This window comes from Streptomyces sp. P9-A4, assembly GCF_036634195.1.
In the GTDB taxonomy this organism is placed as follows: domain Bacteria; phylum Actinomycetota; class Actinomycetes; order Streptomycetales; family Streptomycetaceae; genus Streptomyces.
Genome location: NZ_JAZIFY010000001.1, coordinates 1,208,413 through 1,234,524 on the forward strand (window position 1 = coordinate 1,208,413; position 26,112 = coordinate 1,234,524).

The 26,112-nt window shown below is 72.8% G+C and carries 25 protein-coding genes; 8 read left to right on the forward strand and 17 right to left on the reverse strand.

The window, feature by feature from the left end:
* The first annotated feature begins 93 nt into the window (after positions 1–93).
* Entirely contained in the window at positions 94–693 is a 600-nt protein-coding gene (locus V4Y03_RS05355; protein WP_332434180.1) for a pyridoxamine 5'-phosphate oxidase family protein, read from the forward strand.
* Between the two features lie 92 nt (positions 694–785).
* On the opposite strand, the gene V4Y03_RS05360 is transcribed toward V4Y03_RS05355, so the two are convergent.
* The 7 genes from V4Y03_RS05360 to V4Y03_RS05390 form a co-directional block, all read right to left on the reverse strand.
* Positions 786–1,322 (reverse strand): arginine repressor, encoded by a 537-nt coding sequence (locus tag V4Y03_RS05360; protein WP_317877194.1) that lies wholly within the window; start codon positions 1,320–1,322, stop codon positions 786–788.
* 7 nt (positions 1,323–1,329) lie between these two features.
* A complete protein-coding gene (locus V4Y03_RS05365; protein ID WP_332434181.1) occupies positions 1,330–2,535 on the reverse strand; it encodes an acetylornithine transaminase in 1,206 nt (401 codons plus the stop codon).
* Positions 2,535–3,455 carry an acetylglutamate kinase gene (argB, locus tag V4Y03_RS05370; protein ID WP_317877196.1) on the reverse strand — a complete coding sequence of 307 codons (921 nt, stop codon included), beginning with the start codon at positions 3,453–3,455 and terminating at the stop codon, positions 2,535–2,537. Before argB ends, V4Y03_RS05365 begins: the two co-directional genes overlap by 1 nt.
* Positions 3,452–4,621: a bifunctional glutamate N-acetyltransferase/amino-acid acetyltransferase ArgJ gene (argJ, locus tag V4Y03_RS05375; RefSeq protein WP_332434182.1), complete on the reverse strand. Its 1,170-nt coding sequence runs from the start codon at positions 4,619–4,621 to the stop codon at positions 3,452–3,454. Before argJ ends, argB begins: the two co-directional genes overlap by 4 nt.
* On the reverse strand, positions 4,618–5,658 hold the full coding sequence (gene argC / locus V4Y03_RS05380; protein WP_332434183.1) for an N-acetyl-gamma-glutamyl-phosphate reductase: 1,041 nt from the start codon (positions 5,656–5,658) through the stop codon (positions 4,618–4,620). The genes argJ and argC overlap by 4 nt, the downstream gene beginning before the upstream one ends.
* A gap of 187 nt (positions 5,659–5,845) precedes the next feature.
* Positions 5,846–6,232, reverse strand: a complete 387-nt coding sequence (locus V4Y03_RS05385) for a hypothetical protein (protein WP_332434184.1) — start codon at positions 6,230–6,232, stop codon at positions 5,846–5,848.
* 190 nt (positions 6,233–6,422) lie between these two features.
* A complete protein-coding gene (locus V4Y03_RS05390; protein ID WP_332434185.1) occupies positions 6,423–6,947 on the reverse strand; it encodes an AAA family ATPase in 525 nt (174 codons plus the stop codon).
* Between the two features lie 223 nt (positions 6,948–7,170).
* Here V4Y03_RS05390 and argG point away from each other — a divergent pair, with 223 nt between their 5' ends.
* The 4 genes from argG to V4Y03_RS05410 all read left to right on the forward strand — a co-directional run bounded on the left by argG (position 7,171) and on the right by V4Y03_RS05410 (position 10,882).
* Positions 7,171–8,625, forward strand: a complete 1,455-nt coding sequence (gene argG, locus V4Y03_RS05395) for an argininosuccinate synthase (RefSeq protein WP_317877200.1) — start codon at positions 7,171–7,173, stop codon at positions 8,623–8,625.
* 204 nt (positions 8,626–8,829) lie between these two features.
* Complete coding sequence (locus V4Y03_RS05400) at positions 8,830–9,330, forward strand: hypothetical protein (protein WP_332434186.1); 501 nt, start codon at positions 8,830–8,832, stop codon at positions 9,328–9,330.
* Between the two features lie 76 nt (positions 9,331–9,406).
* The gene (locus tag V4Y03_RS05405; RefSeq protein ID WP_332434187.1) at positions 9,407–10,369 is read left to right on the forward strand and encodes an RNA polymerase subunit sigma-70; all 963 of its coding nucleotides are present in this window, start codon (positions 9,407–9,409) and stop codon (positions 10,367–10,369) included.
* 108 nt (positions 10,370–10,477) lie between these two features.
* On the forward strand, positions 10,478–10,882 hold the full coding sequence (locus V4Y03_RS05410) for a VOC family protein (protein ID WP_332434188.1): 405 nt from the start codon (positions 10,478–10,480) through the stop codon (positions 10,880–10,882).
* Positions 10,883–10,934: 52 nt separating this feature from the next.
* Here the strand turns inward: V4Y03_RS05410 and V4Y03_RS05415 are convergent, their stop codons facing one another.
* From V4Y03_RS05415 to V4Y03_RS05430, 4 genes are all read right to left on the reverse strand, one after another.
* Positions 10,935–12,101, reverse strand: coding sequence for a methyltransferase (locus V4Y03_RS05415; RefSeq protein ID WP_332434189.1), 1,167 nt, complete (start codon positions 12,099–12,101; stop codon positions 10,935–10,937).
* A 249-nt stretch (positions 12,102–12,350) separates the two neighbouring features.
* A complete protein-coding gene (locus V4Y03_RS05420; RefSeq protein WP_332434190.1) occupies positions 12,351–12,926 on the reverse strand; it encodes a histidine phosphatase family protein in 576 nt (191 codons plus the stop codon).
* 68 nt (positions 12,927–12,994) lie between these two features.
* Positions 12,995–13,447: a GNAT family N-acetyltransferase gene (locus V4Y03_RS05425; protein ID WP_332434191.1), complete on the reverse strand. Its 453-nt coding sequence runs from the start codon at positions 13,445–13,447 to the stop codon at positions 12,995–12,997.
* 111 nt (positions 13,448–13,558) lie between these two features.
* The gene (locus tag V4Y03_RS05430; RefSeq protein ID WP_317876755.1) at positions 13,559–14,995 is read right to left on the reverse strand and encodes an aminotransferase-like domain-containing protein; all 1,437 of its coding nucleotides are present in this window, start codon (positions 14,993–14,995) and stop codon (positions 13,559–13,561) included.
* On the opposite strand from V4Y03_RS05430, the gene V4Y03_RS05435 reads away from it, so the two are divergent.
* Together V4Y03_RS05435 and V4Y03_RS05440 are read left to right on the forward strand one after the other, a co-directional pair.
* On the forward strand, positions 14,994–15,977 hold the full coding sequence (locus V4Y03_RS05435; RefSeq protein ID WP_332434192.1) for a DMT family transporter: 984 nt from the start codon (positions 14,994–14,996) through the stop codon (positions 15,975–15,977). The genes V4Y03_RS05430 and V4Y03_RS05435 overlap by 2 nt on opposite strands.
* An 83-nt stretch (positions 15,978–16,060) precedes the next feature.
* Positions 16,061–16,264, forward strand: coding sequence for a DUF1918 domain-containing protein (locus tag V4Y03_RS05440; protein ID WP_317876760.1), 204 nt, complete (start codon positions 16,061–16,063; stop codon positions 16,262–16,264).
* Positions 16,265–16,392: 128 nt separating this feature from the next.
* On the opposite strand, the gene V4Y03_RS05445 is transcribed toward V4Y03_RS05440, so the two are convergent.
* The gene (locus tag V4Y03_RS05445; RefSeq protein ID WP_443079746.1) at positions 16,393–17,736 is read right to left on the reverse strand and encodes a glycoside hydrolase family 10 protein; all 1,344 of its coding nucleotides are present in this window, start codon (positions 17,734–17,736) and stop codon (positions 16,393–16,395) included.
* A gap of 169 nt (positions 17,737–17,905) precedes the next feature.
* Between V4Y03_RS05445 and V4Y03_RS05450 the strand changes: the two genes are divergently transcribed.
* The gene (locus V4Y03_RS05450; protein WP_189832407.1) at positions 17,906–18,766 is read left to right on the forward strand and encodes a 3-hydroxybutyryl-CoA dehydrogenase; all 861 of its coding nucleotides are present in this window, start codon (positions 17,906–17,908) and stop codon (positions 18,764–18,766) included.
* 86 nt (positions 18,767–18,852) lie between these two features.
* Here the strand turns inward: V4Y03_RS05450 and V4Y03_RS05455 are convergent, their stop codons facing one another.
* The 5 genes from V4Y03_RS05455 to pheS form a co-directional block, all read right to left on the reverse strand.
* Entirely contained in the window at positions 18,853–19,383 is a 531-nt protein-coding gene (locus tag V4Y03_RS05455) for an NUDIX hydrolase (RefSeq protein WP_317876752.1), read from the reverse strand.
* Positions 19,384–19,445: 62 nt separating this feature from the next.
* On the reverse strand, positions 19,446–20,786 hold the full coding sequence (locus V4Y03_RS05460) for a transcriptional regulator (RefSeq protein WP_332434194.1): 1,341 nt from the start codon (positions 20,784–20,786) through the stop codon (positions 19,446–19,448).
* Between the two features lie 319 nt (positions 20,787–21,105).
* On the reverse strand, positions 21,106–22,173 hold the full coding sequence (locus V4Y03_RS05465) for a PP2C family protein-serine/threonine phosphatase (protein ID WP_332434195.1): 1,068 nt from the start codon (positions 22,171–22,173) through the stop codon (positions 21,106–21,108).
* A 276-nt stretch (positions 22,174–22,449) separates the two neighbouring features.
* Positions 22,450–24,978, reverse strand: coding sequence for a phenylalanine--tRNA ligase subunit beta (gene pheT, locus V4Y03_RS05470; RefSeq protein ID WP_317876556.1), 2,529 nt, complete (start codon positions 24,976–24,978; stop codon positions 22,450–22,452).
* The gene (gene pheS, locus V4Y03_RS05475; protein WP_317876555.1) at positions 24,978–26,105 is read right to left on the reverse strand and encodes a phenylalanine--tRNA ligase subunit alpha; all 1,128 of its coding nucleotides are present in this window, start codon (positions 26,103–26,105) and stop codon (positions 24,978–24,980) included. Before pheS ends, pheT begins: the two co-directional genes overlap by 1 nt.
* Positions 26,106–26,112: the final 7 nt, after the last annotated feature.

The following is a 26,112-nucleotide window of genomic DNA, read 5'->3' on the forward strand; positions in this document are numbered from 1 at the left end:
AGCGCATGATTCGTCAATCCTGGCACCGCCAGCCCCGACCACTGAACGAGACGCGCGATCAGGCGGCACGGGCGAGGGTGGAGAATCCGGGCCATGGGAAAGACGTATGAACACATGGACGGGCGGCTCCGTGCCTTCATCGAGGCTCAGCCGGTGTTCTTCACGGCCACCGCGCCGCTCGACGGCGACGGTCACGTCAATCTGTCCCCCAAGGGGCGCCGGGGGACGCTCGTGGTGCTCGACGAGCTGACGCTCGCCTATGTCGACTTCGGCGGCAGCGGCGCGGAGACCATCGCGCATCTGCGGGAGCCGGGCAACGGACGCATCACCCTCATGTGGACGGCCTTCTCCGGGCCGCCGACCGTGGTGCGGGTGCACGGGACCGGGGAGGCCGTGCTCCGGGACGATCCCCGCTGGGGCGAGCTCTTCGCGCGGTTCCCGGCCGAGGCCGTGGAGGGGCAGGGCAGCGCGCGGGCCATCGTCGTGGTGAGCGCGCGGCGGGTCAGCGACGCGTGCGGATTCGCCGTCCCGCTGATGGAGTACCAGGAGGACCGGTCGATACACGCCGAGTACTTCAACCGGAAGACGGACGACGAGTTCAACGCGTACTGCGAGCGCAAGGACCACATCGGGACCAGCCTCGACGGTCTGCCCGCGCTGCCCCTCCCGCTGCCGCCGCTGCCCGCCGGTTAGCCGCCCCACGCGCGCGCGTGGGGCGGGGCGGGGGCTTCCCCCACGTCGACGGGCGCGGCGCGAGCGCCGGTCGGGCCGCCGTGCCGGGAGGGTCAGCGGTCCTTCTGGGCCAGGCGCAGCAGGTGGTCGGCCAGGGCCTGGCCGCCCGTGGGGTCGCGGCTGATGAGGAGCAGGGTGTCGTCGCCCGCGATCGTGCCGAGGATCGCTTGGAGTTCGGCCTGGTCGATGGCCGACGCGAGGAACTGGGCGGCGCCCGGCGGGGTCCGCAGGACCACCAGGTTGGCGGAGGCCTCGGCCGAGATCAGCAGTTCGCCGGAGAGGCGCCGCATGCGCTCCTCCTTGGCGGACTCGCCGAGCGGTGCCTGCGGGGTGCGGAAGCCGCCCTCGCTGGGCACCGCGTAGATCAGCTCGCCGCCGGTGTTGCGGATCTTCACCGCGCCCAGCTCGTCGAGGTCGCGGGAGAGCGTCGCCTGGGTGACGCTCAGCCCGTCGTCCGCGAGGAGCTTGGCGAGCTGGCTCTGCGAGCGCACCGGCTGCCGGTTGAGAATGTCGACGATCCTGCGGTGGCGTGCGGTGCGGGTCTGCGGAACGGACGGCCCGCCGTGCTCAATTTCCTGCGCGTCGGTCATCGTCGTCTCATTCTCCGGTTCGTCCTTGCCCGTTCGCCACGTCGAGGACTCCGGGCAGGGCCCGGAGGAAGGCGTCCGCCTCGGCGTCGGTGAGGACCAGCGGAGGCATGATCCGTACGACATCGGGGGCGGGCGCGTTCACCAGGAGGCCGGCGTCCTGAGCCGCCTGCTGCACCTGCGGTGCGAGGGACTCCGTGAGCACGATACCCAGCAGCAGGCCCGCACCACGGACGTGGGAGACCAGCGGGTGGCCCAGACCCTCGATTCCCTGGCGCAGCCGCTCCCCGACCGCCTTCACGTGGTCGAGGGCCGCGTCGGCGCCGAGGGTGTCCAGTACGGCGAGCCCGGCGGCGCAGGCGATGGGGTTCCCGCCGAAGGTGGTGCCGTGGTGGCCGGGTGCGAACAGGTCCGCGGCCGGGCCGAACGCGACGGTCGCGCCGAGCGGGAGGCCGCCGCCGAGGCCCTTGGCGAGGGTGACGACATCGGGCTCGACGCCCTCGTGGGCCTGGTGCTCGAACCAGTGGCCGCAGCGGCCGATGCCCGTCTGCACCTCATCGAGGACGAGCAGGGTGCCGGTGGCGCGGGTGATCTCCCGTGCGGCCTTGAGGTAGCCGGGCGGCGGGACGACGACGCCGTTCTCGCCCTGGATGGGCTCGATGACGACGAAGGCGGTGTCCTCGGTGACGGCGGCGCGCAGCGCGTCCACGTCGCCGTACGGGACGTGGGTGACGTCGCCGGGCAGCGGCAGGAACGGGGTCCGCTTGCCGGGCTGGCCGGTGAGCGCCAGGGATCCCATGGTCCGGCCGTGGAAGCCGCCCTGGGTGGCGACCATGTGGGAGCGGCCGGTGAGCCGGCCGATCTTGAACGCGGCCTCGTTGGCCTCGGCGCCCGAGTTGCAGAAGAAGACCTTGCCCGGGCGGCCGAAGAGGCCGAGGAGCTTCTCGGCGAGGGCGACGGGCGGCTCGGCGACGAAGAGGTTGGAGACGTGGCCGAGGCTCTGGATCTGCCGGGTGACGGCCTCGACGATCGCCGGGTGGGCGTGGCCGAGGGCGTTGACGGCGATGCCGCCGACGAAGTCGAGGTACTCCTTGCCGTCGGCGTCCCAGACCTTGGCGCCCTCACCGCGGACGAGGGGCAGCTGAGGGGTGCCGTAGTTGTTCATGAGGGAGCCCTGCCACCGCTGGGTCAGCTGCTCGTTGCCGGTGCCGCTCATCAGTCCCCCTGTCCGTCCGGCACGACCATCGTGCCGATGCCCTCGTCGGTGAAGATCTCCAGCAGGATCGAGTGCTGGACCCGGCCGTCGATCACGCGGGCCGTGGTGACGCCGTTCCGTACGGCGTGCAGGCAGCCCTCCATCTTGGGGACCATGCCGCTGGAGAGCTCGGGCAGCAGCTTCTCCAGCTGGCTCGCGGTGAGCCGGCTGATGACCTCGTCGCTGTTCGGCCAGTCCTCGTACAGGCCCTCGACGTCGGTCAGGACCATCAGGGTCTCGGCGCCCAGCGCCGCAGCGAGTGCCGCAGCCGCCGTATCAGCATTGACGTTGTAGACATGTCCGTCGTCCTGGGAGCGGGCGATGGAGGAGATGACCGGGATGCGGCCGTCCTCCAGGAGCGCCTGGATGGCACCGGTGTCGATGGCGGTGATCTCGCCGACCCGGCCGATGTCGATCTGTTCGCCGCCGATCACAGGGCGGTGCCGGGTGGCGGAGATGGTGTGGGCGTCCTCGCCGGTGAGGCCGACGGCGAGCGGGCCGTGCTGGTTGAGCAGCCCGACGAGCTCGCGCTGCACCTGGCCGGCGAGGACCATCCGTACGACGTCCATGGCGTCCTCGGTGGTGACCCGCAGGCCCGCCTTGAACTCGCTGACGATGCCGTGGCGGTCGAGGGCGGCGCTGATCTGGGGGCCGCCGCCGTGGACGACGACCGGCTTGAGGCCGGCCTGGCGCAGGAAGACGACGTCCTGGGCGAAGGCGGCCTTGAGGTCCTCGTCGATCATGGCGTTGCCGCCGAACTTGATGACGACCGTCTTGCCGTTGTGCCGCGTCAGCCAGGGCAGCGCCTCGATGAGGATCTGGGCCTTGGGGAGCGCGGTGTGCTTCCGGGTCGTGCTCTCGGGGTTCTGGGGCTCGCTCATGACGAGTACGCGCTGTTCTCGTGGACGTAGTCGGCGGTGAGGTCGTTCGCCCAGATGACGGCGGACTCGGTACCGGCGGCGAGGTCGGCGGTGATGCTGACCTCCCGGAAGCGCATGTCGACGAGGTCGCGGTCCTCGCCGACGGAGCCGTTCCTGCACACCCAGACGCCGTTGATGGCGACATTGAGCGCGTCGGGCTCGAAGGCGGCCTTCGTGGTGCCGATGGCGGAGAGCACCCGGCCCCAGTTGGGGTCCTCGCCGTGGATGGCGCACTTGAGGAGGTTGTTCCGGGCGATGGAGCGGCCCACCTCGACGGCGTCGTCCTCGGTGGCCGCGTTGACCACCTCGATACGGATGTCCTTGCTGGCGCCCTCGGCGTCGCCGATGAGCTGGCGGGCGAGGTCGTCGCAGACCTCCCGTACGGCCTCGGTGAACGCGTCCTGCGCCGGGGTGACGCCGGAGGCGCCGGAGGCGAGGAGGAGGACGGTGTCGTTGGTGGACATGCAGCCGTCGGAGTCGACCCGGTCGAAGGTGACGCGGGTGGCGCCCCGGAGGGCGCTGTCCAGGCCCTTGGCGTCGACATCGGCATCGGTGGTGAGGACGACGAGCATGGTGGCGAGGCCCGGGGCGAGCATGCCCGCGCCCTTGGCCATGCCGCCGACCGTCCAGTCGCCGTCCTTGGTGACCACGGAGGTCTTGTGGACGGTGTCGGTGGTCTTGATGGCGATGGCGGCCTTCTCGCCGCCGTGCTCGGAGAGCTCGGCCGCGGCCTTCTCGACGCCGGGGAGGAGCTTGTCCATGGGGAGCAGGAGGCCGATGAGGCCGGTGGACGCGACGGCGACCTCGCCGGCGCCGACGTCCGCGCCCTGGGCGCTGAGGACCTCGGCGACCTTCTCGGCGGTGGCGTGGGTGTCCTGGAAACCCTGAGGGCCGGTGCAGGCGTTGGCGCCGCCCGAGTTGAGGACGACCGCGGTGAGTTCGCCGTCGGCCAGGACCTGCTGGGACCAGACGACGGGGGCGGCCTTGACGCGGTTGGAGGTGAAGACTCCCGCGGCGGCGCGGCGGGGCCCGGTGTTGACCACGAGGGCCAGGTCCGGGTTGCCGTTCGACTTGATCCCGGCGGCGATACCCGCCGCCGTGAATCCCTTCGCTGCGGTGACGCTCACGGAGCGACTCCAATCGTGGAAAGTCCGGTGGCCTCGGGGAGGCCGAGGGCGATGTTCATGCTCTGCACCGCGCCGCCTGCGGTGCCCTTGGTGAGGTTGTCGATGGCGCTGATCGCGATGATCCGGTTCGCCCCCGCGTCATATGCGACCTGCACCTGAACGGCGTTGGAACCGTAGACGGACGCCGTCGCCGGCCACTGCCCCTCGGGCAGCAGATGGACGAAGGGCTCGTCCGCGAAGGCCTTCTCGTACGCGGCCCGTACGGCCTCGGCGGTGACGCCCGGCTTCGCGGCGGCGGTGCAGGTGGCGAGGATGCCCCGGGGCATCGGCGCCAGGGTCGGCGTGAAGGAGACGGTGACCCGCTCCCCCGCCGGTCCGCTGAGGTTCTGGATCATCTCGGGGGTGTGCCGGTGGCCGCCGCCGACGCCGTACGGCGACATGCTGCCCATGACCTCGCTGCCGAGCAGGTGCGGCTTGGCGGCCTTGCCCGCGCCGGAGGTGCCGGAGGCGGCAACGATCACGGCCTCGGGTTCGGCGAGCCCGTCGGCGTACGCGGGGAAGAGCGCGAGCGAGACGGCGGTGGGGTAGCAGCCGGGCACCGCGATCCGCTTGGCCCCCTCAAGGGCGGCGCGTGCACCGGGCAGTTCCGGAAGGCCGTAGGGCCAGGTGCCGGCGTGCGGGGAGCCGTAGTACGTCTCCCAGTCGGCGGGCTCCTTGAGCCGGAAGTCGGCGCCCATGTCGACGACGAGGACATCCGGTCCGAGGTGCTCGGCGACGGCGGCGGACTGGCCGTGCGGCAGGGCGAGGAAGACCACGTCATGCCGACGGCCCTTCCCGGCGAGCTCATCGGCGGTGGTGGGCACGAGGACGCGGTCGGCGAGCGGCAGCAGATGGGGCTGAAGCCCCCCGAGCCGCTGCCCGGCGTTGGAGTGGCCGGTCAGGGCGCCGATCTCCACGTGGGGGTGGGCGAGAAGAAGACGCAGAAGCTCTCCACCCGCGTATCCACTCGCACCCGCCACTGCTACTCGTACCGTCATCGAAACACCCTCCTCATCGATGGCATGACTATACGCACGAGCGCAGGTTTATGCAACGAGAGGTGGTCGGGGTGGCGGGGCTGGGGGTGCCCGAGGGACGGGTGCGTGATCGGCAGGGGCTCGCATGGCGTCGGCGGGGGCTCGTACGCGGTCGGCGGGCGGGTCGTCGCGCCGGCGGTCGGCGGGGCTAGGAGGTCTTTCGGCCCCGGGCCGGGCCGTGGGCGTCCGTCGGGGCCTCCTCGTCCGGATTCGTGGGCCGGGTCCGTTCGGCCCACGCCGCCACCGGAGGGCCCGCCGCGCCCAGGAGCGCGAAGAACACACCGAGGAGCAGCCAGCCGGTGTGTCCGAGCGCGAGGACCGCGCCGGTGAGGATCACCGGGGCGAGGGCCTGGCCCGCGTCGAAGCCGATGCCCAGGAGGCCTTGGTACTGGCCCTGGGCGTGGTCGGGTGCGAGACCGAAGCCGCGTGCGTAACCGCCCGAGGACTCCCACACCTCGCCGACGCTGTGGACGACCACCGCGAGGACGGCGAGCACCGGTGCGACCCAGGCGGGAACATCGACCGTCAGCGCCATCACCGGGCAGCTGACGAGGAACAGGAACCCGGCGCGGCGGAACGCGCGCCGTGTTCCTTCGGTCGGGGCAGGGGCTGACAGTTCGGCACGCCCACGAGCGCGACGAGTCCGGCGCAGGCGAAGCCGGCGGCGTTTCCGGTCGGATTGACAGCGGCCGTTTCCCGGGGTTCGGCTCGGCCCGCGCCGCCCATCACCCCCTCACGGACTCCGCGATCCGCTGCGCGGCCTGGCCGGGCGTGAGGTGTGTGGTGTCGACGACCTCGGCCTCACCGTGCAGCCACGTGCGGGCGGCCTCGGCGTAGTGCTGGAGGTGGTGGAGACGGAACGGGGAGTCGGGGCCGATGACGGTGTCGCCCGCGATGCGCCGGCGCAGGGTCTCCTGGTCGGCGTGGAGCACGAAGTGCCGTACCGGAATGCCGTGGCGGGCGAGGCCCGCGCCGATCTCGCGCCAGTACTCCTCGACCAGGACGGTCATCGGCATCACCAGAGTGCCGCCGGTGTAGTCGAGCACGCGGCGGGCGGTCTCGACGACGAGCGGGCGCCACGGCGGCCAGTGCTGGAAGTTGTCCGTCGCAGGCAGCCCGGGCGTGATGTCCATGAGCGTCTCGCCGACCTTCTCGGCGTCGAGGACCCGCGAATCGGGGATCAGGTCCCGCACGAGTGCGGCGGTCGTCGTCTTGCCCACGCCGTGGGTGCCGTTGAGCCATACGATCATGGGCTCGAATTTAGCGTCGGCTGCGGAGGTACGGGGCTGAACCCCTGAACGGAGGCGCGCGGCGAGGGCGGGCGCGAGCCACGAGAGGCACGCCGTACGGGAGGCATCACCTACCGAAGCCGCCGACGGCAGCAGGGGTGGACCGGCGCCGGACGCGCCGGTTCCGTCATCACTCACCACCACCCCCTTTGCATGACCATGCGAGATGATGCATACTCTTCCTATGTCCAAGGTCCTCACCTCCCTGCCCGCCGGCGAGCGCGTCGGCATCGCCTTCTCCGGCGGCCTCGACACCTCCGTCGCGGTCGCATGGATGCGCGACAAGGGCGCCATCCCGTGCACCTACACCGCCGACATCGGCCAGTACGACGAGCCCGACATCGCCTCGGTGCCCGGCCGCGCCAAGGCCTACGGCGCCGAGATCGCGCGCCTGGTCGACTGCCGCGCCGCGCTGGTCGAGGAGGGTCTTGCCGCACTCACCTGCGGGGCGTTCCACATCCGCTCCGGCGGCCGTGCCTACTTCAACACCACGCCCCTCGGCCGCGCCGTCACCGGCACGCTGCTGGTCCGGGCGATGCTCGAGGACAACGTCCAGATCTGGGGCGACGGCTCGACGTTCAAGGGCAACGACATCGAGCGGTTCTACCGCTACGGCCTCCTCGCCAACCCGCACCTGCGGATCTACAAGCCCTGGCTGGACACGGACTTCGTGACCGAGCTGGGCGGGCGCAAGGAGATGTCGGAGTGGCTCGTCGCCCACGACCTCCCGTACCGCGACAGCACCGAGAAGGCGTACTCCACCGACGCCAACATCTGGGGTGCCACCCACGAGGCGAAGACCCTGGAGCACCTGAACACGGGTGTGGAGACCGTCGAGCCGATCATGGGTGTCCGCTTCTGGGACCCGTCGGTCGAGATCGACACCGAGGACGTCACGATCGGCTTCGACCAGGGCCGCCCGGTGTCCATCAACGGCAAGGAGTTCTCCTCCCCCGTCGACCTCGTCATGGAGGCCAACGCCATCGGCGGCCGCCACGGCATGGGCATGTCGGACCAGATCGAGAACCGGATCATCGAGGCCAAGAGCCGCGGCATCTACGAGGCCCCCGGCATGGCCCTGCTGCACGCGGCCTACGAGCGGCTGGTCAACGCGATCCACAACGAGGACACCCTCGCCCAGTACCACAACGAGGGACGGCGCCTCGGCCGGCTGATGTACGAGGGCCGGTGGCTGGACCCGCAGGCGCTCATGGTCCGCGAGTCCCTGCAGCGCTGGGTCGGCGCGGCCGTCACCGGCGAGGTGACGCTGCGGCTGCGGCGGGGCGAGGACTACTCGATCCTCGACACCACGGGCCCGGCGTTCAGCTACCACCCGGACAAGCTGTCCATGGAGCGCACCGAGGACTCGGCCTTCGGCCCGTCCGACCGGATCGGCCAGCTCACCATGCGCAACCTGGACATCGCCGACTCGCGCGCCAAGCTGGAGCAGTACGCGGGCCTCGGCCTGATCGGCAGCTCCAACCCGGCCATCGGCGCCGCCCAGGCCGCCGCGACCGGCCTGATCGGCACCATGACCGAGCTGCCCGAGGGCGGCGCGGAGGCCATCGCCTCCCGCGGCGAGGTCTCCGGCGACGACGAGATGCTGGACCGTGCCGCGATGGAATTCGGCACCGACTGACCCACCCCCGTCGAGCCCCCCGCTCGACCACCCCCGGAAGCCGGCTCGACGCCCCCGCGTCGAGCCGGCTTCCGCGCGTGGAAACTCGGGCGCACGGGGGCCATCGGCCCTGCATAATGCGCGGGCGCTCCGTTGAGCGAGCGCGCGTGATCGGCACGGAACAGGGCGGGGCCGGGGGTGGCCTGCCCATGGGGAGACATCGGGATGACGGGTACGGCAGGGGTGGCGGGGGCCGCGGAGGCGGCAGAGGCCGCCGGGGCTGCGGAGGCCGCCGGGGCTGCGGAGGCCGCCGGGGCTGCAGGGGTGGTCCGGACGGCGGGGCGGGACTGTCCCGAGTGCGGCGCGCACGTGCCGGACGGCGGGCGCTATGTCACCTGGTGCGCGGCGTGCGACTGGAACGTGGACCCCGGGACGCGGGACGAGGAGACGCCGGGGCGCGTCGAACGCCTGCGCCGGCGCCTGGCCCAGCGCGACGGGGAACGACTCCTCGCGGAGCTCACGGAGGGAACGGACCGGACGGGGCTCGCCGGACGTACGGGGCTCACGGAAGGCGCGGGGGCCTCGCAGCGCACGGAACCCTCACAGCGCACGGAACCCTCGGAGCGCCCGGGTCCTGCGGAGCGTACGGCGTCCGCCGAGCCCGCAGAGTCCTCCCGGCGACCGGCGCGGCGCGGCCTCGCCGGCCGGATGGCCGTACGGGGCTGAGCCGTCGCCCCCTCTGTCACATCGCCCAGCGCCCTCGCGTCAACACCGTGACGGATTCGACGAGGAGTGGGGCGCCATGCACGACGACACCTTTCTGACGGCGCTGACCGGGCGCTTCGACGCCCACGAGGAACAGCTGCGGAACGTGGCCCTGCGGATCACGGGCTCGCCGGCCGAGGCCGAGCAGGCGCTCGCGGCGGCACGGGCGGGCCTCGGCCGGGACGAGGGGGCGGCGGGGGTACGGGCCTGGCTGACGGCACTCGTGGGCCTGGAGTGCGTACGGCGAGTCCAGGGGCGCGGGGCGGAGGGCGAGACCGGGGCGGGCGGAGCCGGTGCGAGCGAGACCGGGGCGGGCGGAGCCGGTGCGAGCGAGACCGGGGCGGGCGGAGCCGGTGCGAGCGAGACCGGTGGGGGTGGGACCGGTGCGAGCGGGAGTGGTGGGGGTGCGCCCGGTCCCCGCGCCGCAGCGGACGCGGACCGGTGCCCCCTCGATTCCGTCTGGCTCGCGCTGTTCGTCGTACTGGAATCCCTCAGGGCCGAGGAACGGCTCGTCTACGTCCTGCACGACGTCTTCGGTCTGCCGCCGTACGAGACCGCCCGTATCGCCGGTGGATCACCGGACGAGGTGGGGCGCCTGGCCCGGCGGGTGCGGGCCCGGATCCGGGGCGGCGGGGCGGCCGGATCCGAAGGGGACGCCGGGCGGCAGCGGGCCGTCGTGGACCGGTTCCTGGCTGCCGCACGCGCGCGTGACGCCCGTGTGCTCGCCGCCGTGCTGGACCCGGACGTCGTCGCGTACTCCGAGCGCGGCCCGGTGCACGGCGCACCGGCGGTCTCCGAGGGGGCGGCGGCGTTCGCGCGGTTCGCGGACGCCTCCCGGCCCGCGCTGGTCGACGGCGCCCTCGGAGCGGTCGCGTTCGTCGACGGGCGGCCGGTCTCCGCGGTGGCGTTCACGCTCCGCCTGGGCCGCATCACGACCCTGACCATCACCACCGGAGAGCACCGGGTACGCGCCCTCGACCTGGCCTTTCCTGAATCCTGACCCCCTCGGGTACGGGGTGGACCCCGACCCGCGTGTCAGGGTCAACTCCGTGGAAGGGCAGGGTGATCCCGGACAGCGGGGCAGCCGGTCGACGCCTAGCCTTGAGGCATGATCATCGATGCGCAGACCCGGGTAAGGGTCGCCCGCCCTTCACGGGATCTGGCCGCCGCCGAGCGGTTCTACGTCGACGGACTCGGACTTGAGGTGCAGTGGCGAAGCACCTCGGCGGAGCCGGGCAGGCACGACCTGCTCATGGTCGGGCCTCCGGACGGAAGTTGGCACTTCGAGCTGACGCGTGATCCCGGGCGTCCGCTGGAGCCCGCCCCGACCGTGGACGACCTGTTCGTCGTCTATCTGGGGGCGCCCGTCGAGGAAGAGCAGGTGCGGCGGCTGGTCGAGGCCGGTGGGACCCGGGTGGCCGCGCACAATCCGTACTGGGACGAGTGGGGTGTCACCGTCGCCGACCCCGACGGGTACCGACTCGTCCTGTGCTCCCGCACCTGGGGCATATGAGGGCGGGGCGCGGCGGGAGGTCCCGGCCGCGCCCCGCTCCCGCGGAATCGGATTACGCCGCGGTCCGCACCGCTCGCAGGACGACGAACTTCGCGTCGCTGGCGACGAGTTCGCTGTTGCCGAAGATCCGGCGCAGCGTGACGTGGTAGCCGAGGTGGCGGTTGCCGATGACCCACAGTTCGCCGCCCGGCCGCAGCGCGCGCCGCGCGTCGGTGAACATGCGGCGGGCCGTGCGGTCGGTGGTGGCCTGGTGGGTGTGGAACGGCGGGTTGTTGAGCACGAGGTCGACCGAGCCCTCGGGCAGGTCCGACAGCCCGTCGCCGACGAGGAACTCGGCCTTGCGTCCGGCGCCCACGTGGGTGCGGAAGTTCTCCTCGGCGGAGGCGACGGCCTGGTAGGACTCGTCGGTGAAGATCAGTTCCGCGTCGGGTTCGTGGAGGGCGACGGCGAGGCCGACCACGCCGTTGCCGCAGCCCAGGTCCGCGACGCGGGCCCGGCCGAGGTGACCGGGGAGGTTCGCGAGGAGGAAGCGGGTGCCGATGTCGAGGCGGTCGGCGCAGAAGACGCCGGCGTGGTTGGTGACCGTCAGCCCGGGGAGACCGGGCGCGGGGGTGTCCGCCGGAAGGTCGTACCGGTGCGGCCAGGGGTTGGGGCGCGGCGTGAGGGACCGGTCGGGCGTGGTGTGGATCAGCCGGGCCTTCTTCACCGCGAGGGAGGTGCGGGTGGGACCGAGGATCCGCTCGAAGAGGCGGAGGGTGGAGGTGTGGATCTCCTTGACCATGCCGGTGCCGATGATCACCGTGTCCTCGTGCACGGCGGGTGCGAGCCGGTGCAGCTGGTCCTCCAGAAGAGCGAGGCTCTTGGGGACGCGGACGAGGAGGACGTCGATCCGCGGGGGCGGCGGGTCCTGGGTGGTGAGCAGCCGGACGGCGTCCGGGGCGGCTCCGGCGCGCGCGAGGTTGGTCCGCGTGGCCTGTACTCCGAGGTAGGAGTCGGAGATCTGGACGAGTTCGCCGGGGCCGGCGGCCTGGAGTGCGGTGACGAGGGCTCCCCAGCGGTCGCCGAGGACGGCGACGGTGCCGGACAGGTCGGTACCGGCCTCGGCCAGGTGGCCGAGGAGGTACTCGTCGGACGCGTCCCAGGCGCGCAACTGGTCGCGCGGGTCCTCGGGATGGCGGGTGAGCGCGAAGGCGCCCCATGACGTGGTCAAACGGTTCATCGTGCCCTCAGGCTAGCCGGTCGCGGCCGTCCCCTCTCCCCGTGCGCGTCCACCGGCGCGCGCGGGCGGGCGGATGAGGCCCGATGTCCCGGGCCCGGGCGGACCCGAGCGGGGCTGGGCAGGGGTGGGTGGGAGACGTGCGGCGGAAGGGGAGGGGCGGGACGGCTGGCCGGTCAGTGCACGGCCCCGTCGAGCCGGAGGGGCGGGGCGGTCAGTGCACGGCCCCGTCGAGCCGGAGGGGCGGAACGGTCAGTGGAGGGCCGCGTCGAGCTGGAGGTGCCAGAGGCCTGGGCGGCCGGTGAGGGTGACGGTGGAGAGGGGGCGGACGTCGACGTTCCAGTACGTGCCGGGCGGTGCCTTGAGGGCGTACACGAGGGCGGCCCGTACGACGGAGGGTTCGGCGACCGCGACGATGAAGCCGTCCTCGGCCGGGCGGGTGTCGAGCCAGTTCCCTATCCGGATGATGAAGGCGAGGAGGGGTTCGCCGCCGTGCGGGGCGGTACGGGGGTCGGTGAGCCAGGCGTCGACGGCGGCCGGTTCGAGGGCGGCGACCTCGGCGAGGGTCAGGCCCCGCCAGCGGCCCATGTCGCAGTCGCGCAGCGCGGGCTGGGCAAGGGGGGCGTAGCCGAGGGCGGTGCCGGTGGCGCGACTGCGCGGGGTCGGGGAGCAGTAGCGCAGCTCGGCCGCGCCGAGCGGGATGAGCGCGGGCGCGGCGAGCTGCACGTCGTACCAGCCGGCCTCGTCCAGAGGCCGGTCGTCGTCGAAGCGTTCGGCGAGAAGGGAGGAGCTGCGTGCCGCTGTGACGAGCGTCACCCGAAGACTCATGGCCGCGATCGTGAGGCCGAGGGCGCCGCAGGTCAAGGGTCATCCGCCGGGGCGGGAGGGGCGGCGGCTCAGTGCTGCCCGAGAGTCATCCACTTGTCCGGATTCTGCAGTGGCGTGAAACCGACCTTCTCGTACACGCCGTGCGCGTCGGCCGTGGCGAGCATGATGCGGCGCAGCCCGTACGGCTCAAGGTGATCGCGGACGACGGTGACGAGCGCGGTGCCGATGCCGGTGCCGCGGGCCGGACGGTCGACATAGACGTCACAGAGCCAGGCGAAGGTGGCGTAGTCGGTGACGACGCGCGCGTAGGCGGCGATCTCTCCGGTCTCGCGGTGGTAGGCGCCGAAGTTGAGAGAGGTCGCGATCGCCCGGTCCTGCTTCTCGCGAGGTCGGCCGAGGGCCCAGTAGGCGTCCGTGGAGAGCCAGTGGTGGACACGGGCGGCGTCGATCCGCCCCGGGTCGGCTGAGATCTCGTACGCACCGTGCATGACGGGGCTGGCGGTGGTCGCGCTGTCGTTCATGAGCGAAGGCTTCCAGTGACGGCGGGGCTTGTCAGGTGAATTTGCCGGGGCGGGGGACCGCCGGGAGGGGGTGGGACCGGGGCGGCGGGGCGCGGCGGGCGGCCGGGGCATTCAGGGGGTGAGCTCGTCGACGGCCGTCCTGAGGCGGCGTACGCCCTCCGCGATCTCGGTGGGGCCCGCGACACCCGCGAAACTCAGCCGGATGTGGCCGGCGGGGGGCTCGGCGCAGAAGTAGGGGCGGCCGGGTGCGGCGGCGACGCCGGTCCGCAGGGCGGCGGTGAGCAGCGCGGCCTCGGGCACGGTGTCGGGGAGGCGGAGCCAGAGGTGGTAGCCGCCGTAGGGGACGTGGGGCAGCGCGAGTGCGGGCAGATGGCGGGCGACCGCGCCGGCCAGTATGTCGCGGCGGCTCCTGAGCTCCTGGGAGACGCCCCGCAGATGGCGGTGCCAGGCGGGCGAGCCGACGAGTTCGAGCGCGGCCTCCTGGAGCGGCCGGGGCACGAAGAAGCTGTCGACGACCTGGATGGCGCGGAGCCGTTCCAGGACGGGGCCCCGGGCGGCGAGGGCGCCGACCCGCAGGTTCGGCGAGGTGATCTTCGTGAGTGAGCAGACGTGGACGACGACGCCGTCGGGGTCGTCGGCGGCGAGCGGCGCGGGGAGCGGCGGCGCGTCCTCGTGGACGAGGCGGCGGGCGAAGTCGTCCTCGACGACGAAGGCACCGGCGGCGCGCGCGATGCGGACCACCTCGCGGCGCCGTTCCGGGGCGAGCACAGCCCCGGTCGGGTTCTGGAAGAGCGGCTGGCAGACGAAGACCCGGGCTCCGGTGGCGCGGAACGCGGCTTCGAGGAGTTCGGGGCGGACCCCGTCGGCGTCGGTGGGTACGGGGACGGGGCGGAGCCCGGCGGCTCGGGCGACGGCGAGCATGCCCGGATAGGTGGGCGACTCCACGAGGACGGGGGTGCCGGGCGGTGCCAGGGCCCGCAGGGCGGTGGTGATGGCGGACTGGCCGCCAGCGGTGATCAGGATCTCGGCGGCGGTGACACCGCCGCCGATCTCGCGGGCGAACCACTCCCGCAGTTCGGGCAGGCCGTCGGTCGGCGGCCTGCTCCAGGCCCCGGGGCGACGCCCGGCGCGGGCGAGGGCGGCGGCGAGGGCCCGCTCGGGCTGGAGGGAGGCATGGAGGTAGCCGCCGTTGAACTCGACGACGCCGGGCGGCGGCGCGGCGAGGGTGACGAGGACACCGGAGGCGTCGACGGCCCGGGGCACGAGTTCGGTGGCGGTGTCGGCGCTGAGCGCGAGCTCCTGCCAGGAGGTGTCCCCGGTGGCGGGGGCGGCGGTCCTGGGCTCGGCCCGGAAGGCGCCGGCGCCGGGGCGGGTGACGACGAGCCCTTCGGCGGCGAGCTGTGCGAGGGCCCGGGTAACGGTCACCGGAGAGACCCGGTAGCGCTCGACGAGTGCCCGGCTGGACGGCAGTTTTCCACCAGGTGAGTAGCAGTTCAACTCCCCACGCAGGGACTGCGCCAGCTCCGCGACACTGCTACGCTCATTCATGAGAGCAAACAATAGCGCTACTGCCACGTCGACGATAGCGGTCACCGCCACCGCCGAAAGCGCCACCGCCGCCGCGAGCGCGACCGCCACCGCGCCCGCCACCGCCGCCCCGAGCGCCATCGACCCGTTGCGTCGCGGCACCCTCCTCGCCGTTCTCGGCGTGCTCTCCTTCTCGCTCACCTTCCCGTCGACCGTCTGGGGCCTGGAGAGCTTCGGCCCCTGGTCCCTGGTGACGGTGCGCTCCACGCTCGCCGCCCTCATCGCGGGCGTCTTCCTCCTCGTCGGCCGGGTGCCGCTGCCGGAGCGCCGCCACTGGGCGGGCCTCGCGGTGGTCGCCGGCGGGGTCGTCATCGGCTTCCCGCTCCTGACGACGCTGGCCCTTCAGACGTCCACCACCTCGCACGCCGCCGTCGTCGTGGGCCTGCTGCCGCTCACCACGGCGACCTTCGCGGCGCTGCGGACCGGGCGCCGCCCTTCCCGTACCTTCTGGGGCGCGGCCGTGTCCGGCGCGGTCGTGGTGATCGCCTTCACGCTCCAGCAGAGCGGTGGCGCCGTGTCGCGGGGTGATCTGTACCTGTTCGGCGCCCTGCTCGTGTGCGCCGCCGGCTACACCGAGGGTGGCCGCCTCGCCCGGCTGATGCCCGGCTGGCAGGTCATCGGCTGGGCCCTGATCCTCTGCCTGCCGCTGATGGTGGCCGGCTCGGCCGTGGCCCTCTCCCTGGAACCGGTGCGTCTGACCGCCCACGGTGTCATCGGTCTGGTCTGGGTGGCCGCCGGTTCCACCTTCTTCGGCCTGTACGTCTGGTACCGGGGCATGGCGTCGATCGGCATCCCGAAGGCGAGCCAGCTCCAGCTGGCGCAGCCGCTCCTCACCCTCTTCTGGTCGGTCTTCCTGCTCGGCGAGACGCTGCCGCTCGCCGCCCCGCTCGCGGCGGTGGCCGTGCTGGTCTGCATCGCCGTCACTCAGCGGGCGAAGAGCTGACGCGACGAACCGGGGTGATCCAGGACACAATGGCAGACAGAGGTTCCGAGCAGGACAAGCGCGGTCGCGAGGAGGTCACCCCGATGCAGGCGAATGTGGGCGACAAACTGCTGGTGCACGGCCGGACCGTCGGTCATCACGACCGTACGGCCGAGGTCCTTCAGGTACTGGGGGAGAACGGCATGCCCCCGTACCGCGTGAAGTTCGACGACGACGGTCACGAGGCCCTGATGTCGCCGGGCCCCGACACCGTCGTACGCCACCATCCGGAGGCGGGAATCGGCTGAGCCGGCGGACCCCGCCCCGGACAGACCGACGCGCGACGCGTCGGCCCCGGCGCCGGCCCCGAAGCCGACGCCGACGCCGACCGGCCCCCGCCGCGCCCGGCCTTGGCTGCCCTATCCCCGCGGCTGCCCTACCGCCGCCCTCCCCACCCCGGCGGACGGAGCCTCGGCGGGCGGACCGTGGTCGGGTAGTGGTCCGCCACCACGGTGCTCATCGCCCCGATCGGGTCCGACGCGATCTCCTTCGCCGCGAAGTAGCAGTGGCCTTCCACGCCGGGGTGGCCGGCGGCGAGGTCCAGGTGCCGTGACAGTTCCTTCGGGTCCTGCCAGGCGGCGGGCTGGGCCGGGTCGCCGGCCTTGTAGAGCGCCTCGCCGATGTACAGCCGGACGCCGGTGCCCCGTACGACCGCGTCCCACCAGGGCAGCAGCTTGGCGTAGTCGGCGGCCGGCAGGCCGATGTTCCAGTACAGCTGCGGCACGACGTAGTCCACCCAGCCCTCCCGGATCCACTTCCGGGTGTCGGCGTACAGGTCGTCGTAGGTCTGCACGCCCGCGCGGGTGTCCGATCCCTCCGGGTCGGTGGCGACGTTCCGCCAGACCCCGAAGGGACTCACCCCGAAGGCCACGTCGCGCTTGATCTCCTTGATCCGCGCGGCCGTGCCGGAGACCAGCAGATCCGTGTTGTTCCGCCGCCAGGACGCCTTGTCGGGGAAGTCCCCGCCGTATCGCGCGTACGCCTCGTCGTCGGCGAAGACCTGCCCGGCCACCGGGTACGGGTAGAAGTAGTCGTCCCAGTGCACGGCGTCGATGTCGTAGCGCCGCAGCGCGTCCAGCATCGCGTCCTGGACGAACTGCCTGACCTCGGGAAGCCCCGGGTTGTAGTAGAGCTTGCCGCCGTAGGGCAGCACCCACTCGGGGTGCAGCCGGGCCGGATGGCCGGCGGTGAGCCGGGTCGGGTCGGTGTGGTTGGCCACCCGGTACGGGTTGAACCAGGCGTGCAGTTCGAGCCCGCGCGCGTGCGCCTCCTCGACGGCCGTGCCCAGCGGGTCCCAGCCGGGATCGCGGCCCTGCGTCCCGGTGAGGCACTGTGCCCAGGGCTCGTACGGCGAGGGCCAGAGCGCGTCGGCGGTGGGCCGGACCTGGAGGACGACCGCGTTCAGCCGGCGCTCGACCGCGGTGTCCAGGTGGGCGAGGAGTTCGGCGCGCTGCTTCTCGGTGGTCAGGCCCGCGCGGGAGGGCCAGTCGCGGTTGGCGACCGTGGCGATCCACACACCCCGGAACTGCCGTCGCCGAGGCGCTCCGCCCGCGTCGGGACCGGCCCGCTCCTCCGGTACGGGCGGAGCCGATCCCTCCGGCGGGGAAGCGGCGACCGCACCGGCCCCGGTCCCCGCCGCCGTCACCGCGCCCGCGCCCGTCACGGCCAGCGCCGCTCCCGCGGCGCCCGTCACGAATCCTCTTCTGCCGAAAGGCCGCACTTGTACCCCTCCTGTGTCGGATACGTCACACGCACCCGGACAGCATGCCCGCCCCGGACGATCGATCATCGGTTAATGAGCGGTAACGTCGTGGGGTCGAGGCGGACGCACCGGAATCACACGGGCCCCCGCCGCCAAGAAGAGCGAAAGGCACGAGGTGACGGACTCCATGGCCGACATTGAGCGCGTCGGAGTGGTGGGCTGCGGCCAGATGGGCGCGGGCATCGCAGAGGTGTGTGCCCGGAGCGGCCTTGAGGTGAAGGTCGCCGAGACCACCGGCGAGGCGCTGGAGATCGGCCGCACACGCCTCTACAACTCGCTGGCCAAGGCCGCCGAACGCGGCAAGATCAGCGAGGAGGAGCGGGACGCGACGCTCGCGCGGCTCAGCTTCACCACCGACCTCGGCGAGTTCGCCGACCGTGACCTCGTCATCGAGGCGGTCGTGGAGAACGAGCAGGTCAAGACCGAGATCTTCCAGGTCCTCGACCAGGTGATGACCCGCCCGGACGCCATCCTGGCCTCGAACACCTCCTCCATCCCGCTGGTCAAGCTGGCCGTGGCGACCTCCCGCCCCGACCAGGTCATCGGCATCCACTTCTTCAACCCGGCCCCGGTGCAGAAGCTCGTCGAGCTGATCCCGGCCCTCACCACCTCCGAGGGCACGATCAGCCGGGCGCAGGCCTTCGCCGAGAAGGCGCTCGGCAAGCACGCGATCCGCGCGCAGGACCGTTCCGGCTTCGTGGTCAACGCGCTGCTGGTGCCGTACCTGCTCTCCGCGATCCGGATGTTCGAGTCGGGCATCGCCAGCCGCGACGACATCGACAACGGCATGGAGTTCGGCTGCGCCCACCCGATGGGCCCGCTGAAGCTCTCGGACCTCATCGGTCTGGACACGATCGCCTCGATCGCCGACTCGATGTACGCCGAGTTCAAGGAGCCGCTGTACGCCGCTCCCCCGCTGCTCCAGCGGATGGTCGACGCGGGCCGCCTCGGCCGGAAGACGGGCTCGGGCTTCTACCCGTACCCCTGATCCCTCCCCCGGCGCTCCGCGCCCCTCCGGACGGCCCGTACACCCGCACAGGTACGGGCCGTCCGGCGTCTGCGGGGCCCTTGACGTCAGCCGAGCCGCAGATGGTGGAGCATCAGCAGTCCGGCGGCCATGTTGGCGGCCGGGACCTCGCCCCGGGCGATCATGTCCGGGACCTGTTTGAGCGGGACCCAGGCCCGCCGCGAGGATTCGAAGTCGTCCTGCGGCGGTCCGGTGTACGTGGCCTCCTCGGACCAGTACAGATGGTGCCGGGCGTCGGTGAGGCCGTTGGACGGTTCGACGGTGAGGAGATGGCGCAGCGGCCCCGGCCGCCAGCCGGTCTCCTCCTCCATCTCGCGGGCGGCGGCCGTCTCGACGTCCTCCCCGTCCTCGACGACACCGGCGGCCAGTTCCCAGCCCCAGCTGTCGGTGATGAAGCGGTGGCGCCAGAGCATCAGCACTTCGTCGGCGTCGTTGACCGCCGTGGCGACGGCGACCGGACGGAGCCGGATCAGATAGTGGTCGAGGCGGCGGCCGTCCGGGAGTTCGACGTCCGCGAGGTTCACTTGGAACCAGCGATTCTCATACACAGAGCGTTCGCTCAGTTTCGTCCACTGCACGTTTTTGCCACCTTCCGACTGGTCGGTGCTTGTTTGGTGGCAATATCGCAGCAGTTCGGCCCTCACAGGGGAACGCGCAGCGTCCCGTCGATGAGAGCCGCCGCCTCCCGGGCCTCGCCTCCGCCACTCGTCAGCAGCCGCGCCCTGACCTGGCGCAGCCGGTCCCGCAGCCGCCGCGACTCCATCCCCCGCGCCCGCTCCGTCATCTCGACCGCCGTACGGGCCGCCGCGTCCGACTCCCCCCGGCACAGCTGGATCTGGCAGAGCATGGCGAGCCGGTGCACCCGGCCCCGGTCGTGCGAGGGCGTCCCCACCGCCGTCGACGCGTGCTCGTGGGCTGCGGAGAGATCACCCAGACCGAGGAGTGCCTCGGCGACCTGGACGTTGACGAACCCCGGCTGGACATAGCCCGTCTCGGCCGGCTCCTCGCCCGGAGTGATCCGATCCGCCGCCGTCTCGGCCCGCCGGATGCAGGCCAGCGCGGCGATGCCGTCGCCCAGATGCGCGTACGCCTTCGCCTGCATCGCCGTCAGATCGGCGGCGAGCGCCGGGGTGATCTGCCGCCCCGCCGCCCGGAGCGCCGCCTCCGCGAACGCCACCGCCTGCCGGTACTCCCCCATGAACAGCGACTGGTTGACGAGCAGCGCGATCACATAGGCGCCGAGGCCCCGGTCGCCGCTCGCCTTCGCGAGCCGCAGCGCCTGGTGGAAGTAGCGCTGGGCGAGCCCGTGGGCGTCCGCGTCGTAGGCGCAGATGCCCGCCACCGCGACGAGACCGCCGGTGGCCCGGTGCAGTCTGCGCCCGAGCGCGTCGCTGTACGAACCCCGCAGCAGCGGCGCGGTCTCGGTGGTGAGGAAGCCGACGATCCGGGCCCGGGTCGCGATGCCCCCGGCCTTGCGGTACATCTGCTCGTAGTGGGAGCGGGCCGCGCTCAGCACGGCGATGTCGACCTCCGAGACCGAGGTCCGCCCGACCCGGGACACGTCCATGTCCTCCGGCGGGTTCTCCCACTCCCACACCGGCATCACCGCCGGGGTGCCGGTCACGGCCGGCGCACCCACTATGTGCGGCCGCTGCTGTTCGTCGGAGCGCCACAGCGCTGCCGCCCGCTCCACGAAACCGGACAGCGGCGAGCCGACCGCCGGCAGCGGTCCGCCCGGCACCCCGAAGCCGATGTCGTCCAGGGTCACCTGCCGGTGCAGCCGGGCGGCCAGCACCTCGCAGATCAGGTCGGGCACCTGGCCGCGTGGCCGCTGGCCCTTCAGCCAGCGGGCCACGGCGGTGTGTTCGTAACGCAGGGCGAGGCCCCTGGACCGGCCGGCCCGGTTCACATGGGCGGCCAGTCCGGCGTTCGAGACGCCCGCTTCGTCGAGCAGGGCGTCGAGCAAGGTGTTGGGCTGCATGGCCGCTCCGGTCGCTCGGTGAACTCAGCGTAGCGGTGGCCGAATTCGTACGGGCCGTACCAGTGCGGAAGGCGCGCCTCGGGTCCGCATCGCTTCGGGCGGTTTCGCACGGGGTGTGAACCAAGTACTCGTTCTTCCGGTCCGCGTACTCTGCCGCGCTCGTCCCCGCACCGCTTGACTGTGCATCTCGCCGCAAGGCGACGACCGGGCCGCCGACTCCCCCTCGTACAGTGCGGCCGCCCGGTCCGCGTCGCCCGCCCCGCTGATCTGCCCGACACTCCGTGGCGGGGCGGGCGACGCCGGCCCCGGCCCCCTCCGCTCAGCAGTGGGAGGAGGGGGCGGGCCGGGGGCGGCGCAGCCCGGGTTCGGCGGGCTGCGCCGGTACCCGGACGCGGTCGTTGCGTACGACGAGCAGGGCGATGTCGTCCGTGAGCCGGCCGCCCGTGTGGTGCAGCAGGGCCGTGTGGACCCGGTGCACGAGGGCGGCGGGCGCCTCGCCGGGCGGGCCGGCCAGGGCGGTGCCGAGCGCGAAGAACCGGCCGCGCTGGTCACGGGCCTCCTCCGCGCCGTCGGTGTGGAGGACCAGCGTCTCGCCGGGCAGCAGCCGGGCCCCGGTGTACGGGGTGAGCACGGCGGGCAGCGGCAGGACGCCGAGCGGGGGCAGGGGTTCGCCGAGCGCGAGCCGCTCCACCGTCCGCCCGACACGGTACGGGCCGGGGTGGCCGCAGTTGAGGACCGACAGACGCCCGTCGGGCCCGATCTCCAGGAGCAGCAGCGTCACGAACTCCTCGGCCACGGGATGCTCCGGCGCCGTCCCGGAGCGCGCCGGGTGCTCCTCCCCGGCCCGCTCGCGGAGGTGCCGGTCCAGGGCCCGTTCCAGTCGGCGCAGCACCCCGTCGAGGCCGGGTTCGTCGTGCGCGGCCTCGCGGAAGCTCCCGAGCACGGCGACCACCGCGCCGAGTGCGGCGAGCCCGTGGCCCCGTACGTCCCCGATGACCATCCGCACCCCGTAGGGCGTGGCGACCGCCTCGTACAGGTCCCCGCCGACGGAGGCGCCCCGGGAAGCGGACAACTGCCCCGCGGCCAGGGCAAGTCCGTGGAGCCGGGCGGGCGGCGGACGCAGCAGGACCCGCTGCGTGGCGACCGCGACGGCCCGCACCCGCGCCAGCTCGCGCACGAGCCCCCACCGGAGTCCGAGGACCAGACCGATGCCGACGGTGAGGAACACGACGCTGGTGGCGATCCGCATGGGCAGCCCCGGCTGCCTGGCCAGCGGACAGCCGAACTTCCATGCCACGGCCACCGCACCCCATGCGGTGGGAAGAACGAGCGGGGCCAGCCGGCGGAGCCGGGAGCCATCGGAGACCAACGACCTCGTACGGATCATGCACGGCCCTTCCCGAGCCCCGCCAGCGCCCGAAGGCCCTGCGGCCCACAGGTGTCCGCCCCTGCGGCCGCGTTGATTCTGCCGACCGCGCACCCCGCCACGGAACACCCCCCGACGATCTCACCCGAAGGAGTGAGCGCCCTCGCCCCGCCGCCCTCCGCCAGGGCTCCGCCACGCGAACAGGCGTGCCGCTCCCGGCCGTAGGTGCGTGCCCGATACGGCGGAGGGCCGCCCCGGGAATCCCGGGGCGGCCCTCCGTTGTGTCGTACTCGCGGGTCAGGCGCCGCGCAGGGTGGCGCCGGTGCGCTCGGTCGCCAGGGCGACGGCCGCGTCCCGGGCGGCCGTGGCCTCGTCGACCGTGAGGGTGCGGTCCGAGGCGCGGAACTTCAGGGCGTACGCCAGGGACTTGGTGCCCTCGTCGAGCTGGTCGCCGGTGTAGACGTCGAACAGCCGGACGGACTCCAGGAGTTCACCCGCGCCCTCACGGAGAGCGGCCTCGACCTCGGCGGCCGGGACACTGCCCGCGACGACCAGGGCGACGTCCTGGGTGGCGACCGGGAAGGAGGAGATACGGGGGGCCTTGAGCGGGCCCTCGTTCGCCTTCTCCAGGAGGTCCAGGTCGATCTCCATCGCGCAGGTGCGGGCCGGCAGGCCGAAGGCCTTGACCGCGCGCGGGTGGAGCTCGCCGGCGTGACCGACGAGGACCTTCTCGCCGTCCACCTCGACGTGGAACGCGGCGCAGCGGCCCGGGTGCCACGGGGCGTGCAGGTCGGCGCTGATGATCAGCTCGACCCCGGCCTCGGCGGCCACGGTCCGGCCGGCCTCGATCGCGTCCGCCCAGTCGGACGGGCGGCCCTTGCCCCACCAGCCGGCCTGCTCGCGCGCACCGGCGAGGACGACGGCGGCGTGGCGCGGCTGAGCGGGCAGCGCGGCGTTGACCTCGGCGATCTCCTCGTCGGTCGGACGGCGGTCGACGCCCAGACGGACGGCGACGCCGGGGGCTCCCTCGGGCCGGAAGACCAGACCCGTCTCGAAGAGCGCCAGGTCGTGGCTGCCGCGGCTGTCGTTGCGGCGGAGCGCGCCGAGCAGGCCCGGGAGCAGCGTCGTACGGAGCGCGGGCTCCTCGTCCGAGAGCGGGTTGACCAGCTTCACGAGGCGGCGACGGGCGTCGTTCGCGTCGAGGCCGAGGTTGTCGAGGGCCTGCTCGCCGATGAACGGGTAGTTCAGCGCCTCGACGTAACCGGCGCCGGCGAGGGCGCGGCCCACCCGGCGGTGGGTGCGCTGGCGCTCGGTGAGCCCGCGGCCGGCCGGGGGCTTGGGCAGCGTGGAGGGCAGGTTCTCGTAGCCCTCCAGCCGGATGACCTCTTCGGCGAGGTCGTTCGGCTCGTTGAGGTCGGGGCGCCACGAGGGCACGGTGACGACGAGCTCGTCCTGGCCGTAGACGTCGCAGCCGACCTCCTGGAGGCGGCGGACGACGGTCTCGCGGCCGTAGTCGACGCCCGCGACCTTGTCCGGGTGGTTCGCCGGCAGGGTGATCGTGCGCGGCGCGGACGGGGCGCTGATCTCGGTGACGCCGGCCTCGGCCGTACCGCCCGCGAGCAGCACGAGCAGGTCGACGGTGCGCTGCGCGGCGGCGGCCGCGGCCTGCGGGTCGACGCCCCGCTCGAAGCGCTTGGACGCCTCGGAGGACAGCTTGTGGCGGCGGGCCGTACGGGCGATCGAGATCGGGTCGAAGTGCGCGGCCTCGATGACGACCTCGGAGGTGCCGGTGATGTAGCCGGTCTCGGGGTCGGTCTCGGGGTCGGCGATCTCGGTGTTGGCACCGCCCATGACGCCCGCGATGCCGATCGGGCCGCGGTTGTCGGTGATGACCAGATCCGCGGCGTCCAGGACGCGCACGGTGCCGTCGAGCGTGGTGATCTTCTCGCCGGCCTCGGCGCGGCGGACCCCGATGGGGCCGTCGAGCCGGCCGCGGTCGTAGGCGTGCAGCGGCTGACCGAGCTCCAGCATCACGTAGTTGGTGACGTCCACGGCCAGCGAGATCGGGCGCATGCCGGCCTTCTGGAGGCGGCGCTGCAGCCAGATCGGGGAGCGGGCCTCGGGCGCCAGGCCGACGACGGTGCGCGCGGTGAAGCGGTCGCAGCCGATCGGGTCGGTGACCTGGACCGGGTAGCCGTACGAGTTGGGCGCGGGCACGTCGAGGAGCGCCGGGTCGCGCAGCGGCAGCCCGTAGGCGGTGGCCGTCTCGCGGGCGACGCCGCGCATCGAGAGGCAGTAGCCGCGGTCCGGGGTGACGGCGATGTCGAGGACCTCGTCGAACAGCTCCAGGAGGACCGTGGCGTCGGTGCCGACCTCGTGCTCCGGCGGCAGCACGATGATGCCGTGCGTGCCGTCGTCGCCCATGCCGAGCTCGTCGCCGGAGCAGATCATGCCCCGGGAGACCCGGCCGTACGTCTTGCGCTCGGCGATCCGGAAGTCACCGGGGAGCACGGCGCCGGGCAGGGCCACGACGACCTTGTCGCCGACGGCGAAGTTCCGGGCGCCGCAGATGATCTCCTGGGGCTCGCCGGTGCCGTTGGCCGGGCCGACGTCGACGGTGCAGAAGCGGATGGGCTTCTTGAATTCCGTCAGCTCCTCGATGGTGAGGACCTTGCCGACCGCCAGCGGGCCGGTGAGGCCGGCGCCGAGCTTCTCGACGGTCTCGACCTCGAGGCCCGCGGAGACGAGTTTGGCCTGGACGTCTCGGCCGGTCTCCGTCACCGGCAGGTCGACGTACTCCCGCAGCCAAGAAAGCGGGACCCGCATCAGATCTCCATCCCGAACGGCCGGGTGAACCGGACGTCACCCTCGACCATGTCTCGCATGTCGTCGACGTTGTGGCGGAACATCAGCATCCGTTCGATGCCGAACCCGAAGGCGAATCCGCTGTACTTCTCGGGGTCCACACCGCAGGCGACGAGCACCTTCGGGTTGACCATGCCGCAGCCGCCCAGCTCGATCCAGCCCTCGCTGCCGCAGGTGCGGCAGGGGCGGTCCGGGTTGCCGACGGACTCGCCGCGGCAGACGTAGCAGAGCATGTCCATCTCTGCCGACGGCTCGGTGAACGGGAAGAAGTTCGGGCGGAGCCGGGTCTTCATGTCCGGGCCGAAGAGCGCTTGGACCATGTGGTCCAGGGTGCCCTTGAGGTCGGCCATGGTCAGGCCCTCGTCGACGGCGAGCAGCTCGATCTGGTGGAAGACCGGGGTGTGCGTGGCGTCGAGCTCGTCGGTGCGGTAGACGCGGCCGGGGCACACGACGTAGACCGGGGGCTCCCGGTCGATGAGCGTGCGGGCCTGGACCGGCGAGGTGTGGGTGCGCAGCACGACACCGGACTCGTCGCCCGTGGTGCCTGCCGGCCCCTCGACGAAGAAGGTGTCCTGCATCTGGCGCGCCGGGTGGTCCGGGACGAAGTTGAGGGCGTCGAAGTTGAACCACTCCGCCTCGACCTCGGGGCCCTCGGCGACCTCGTACCCCATGGAGACGAAGACGTCGGAGACGCGCTCCATGAGCGTGGTCAGCGGGTGCCGGGCACCGGCCGGGACGCGGTCGTACGGCAGGGTGACGTCGACGGCCTCCTCGACGAGGACGCGCGCGTCGCGCTCGGCCTCCAGCTCGGTCTGCCGGGCGGCGAGCGCCTTGGAGACGGCGCCGCGGGCCTGGCCCACGATCTTGCCGGCGGCGGCCTTGGCCTGCGGGGGCAGGGCGCCGATCTCCCGGTTGGCGAGCGCCAGCGGCGAGGTGCCACCGGTGTGCGCGGTCTTCGCCTGCGCGAGCGCGTCGAGGTCGCCCGCGGCGGCGAAGGCGGCGAGCGCCTCGTCCCGCATGCGCTCGATCTCTTCCGGTTTCAGTGCCTCGACCTCAACCGGGTCGTACGACTTATTGGGTGCGGACATCTCTTCC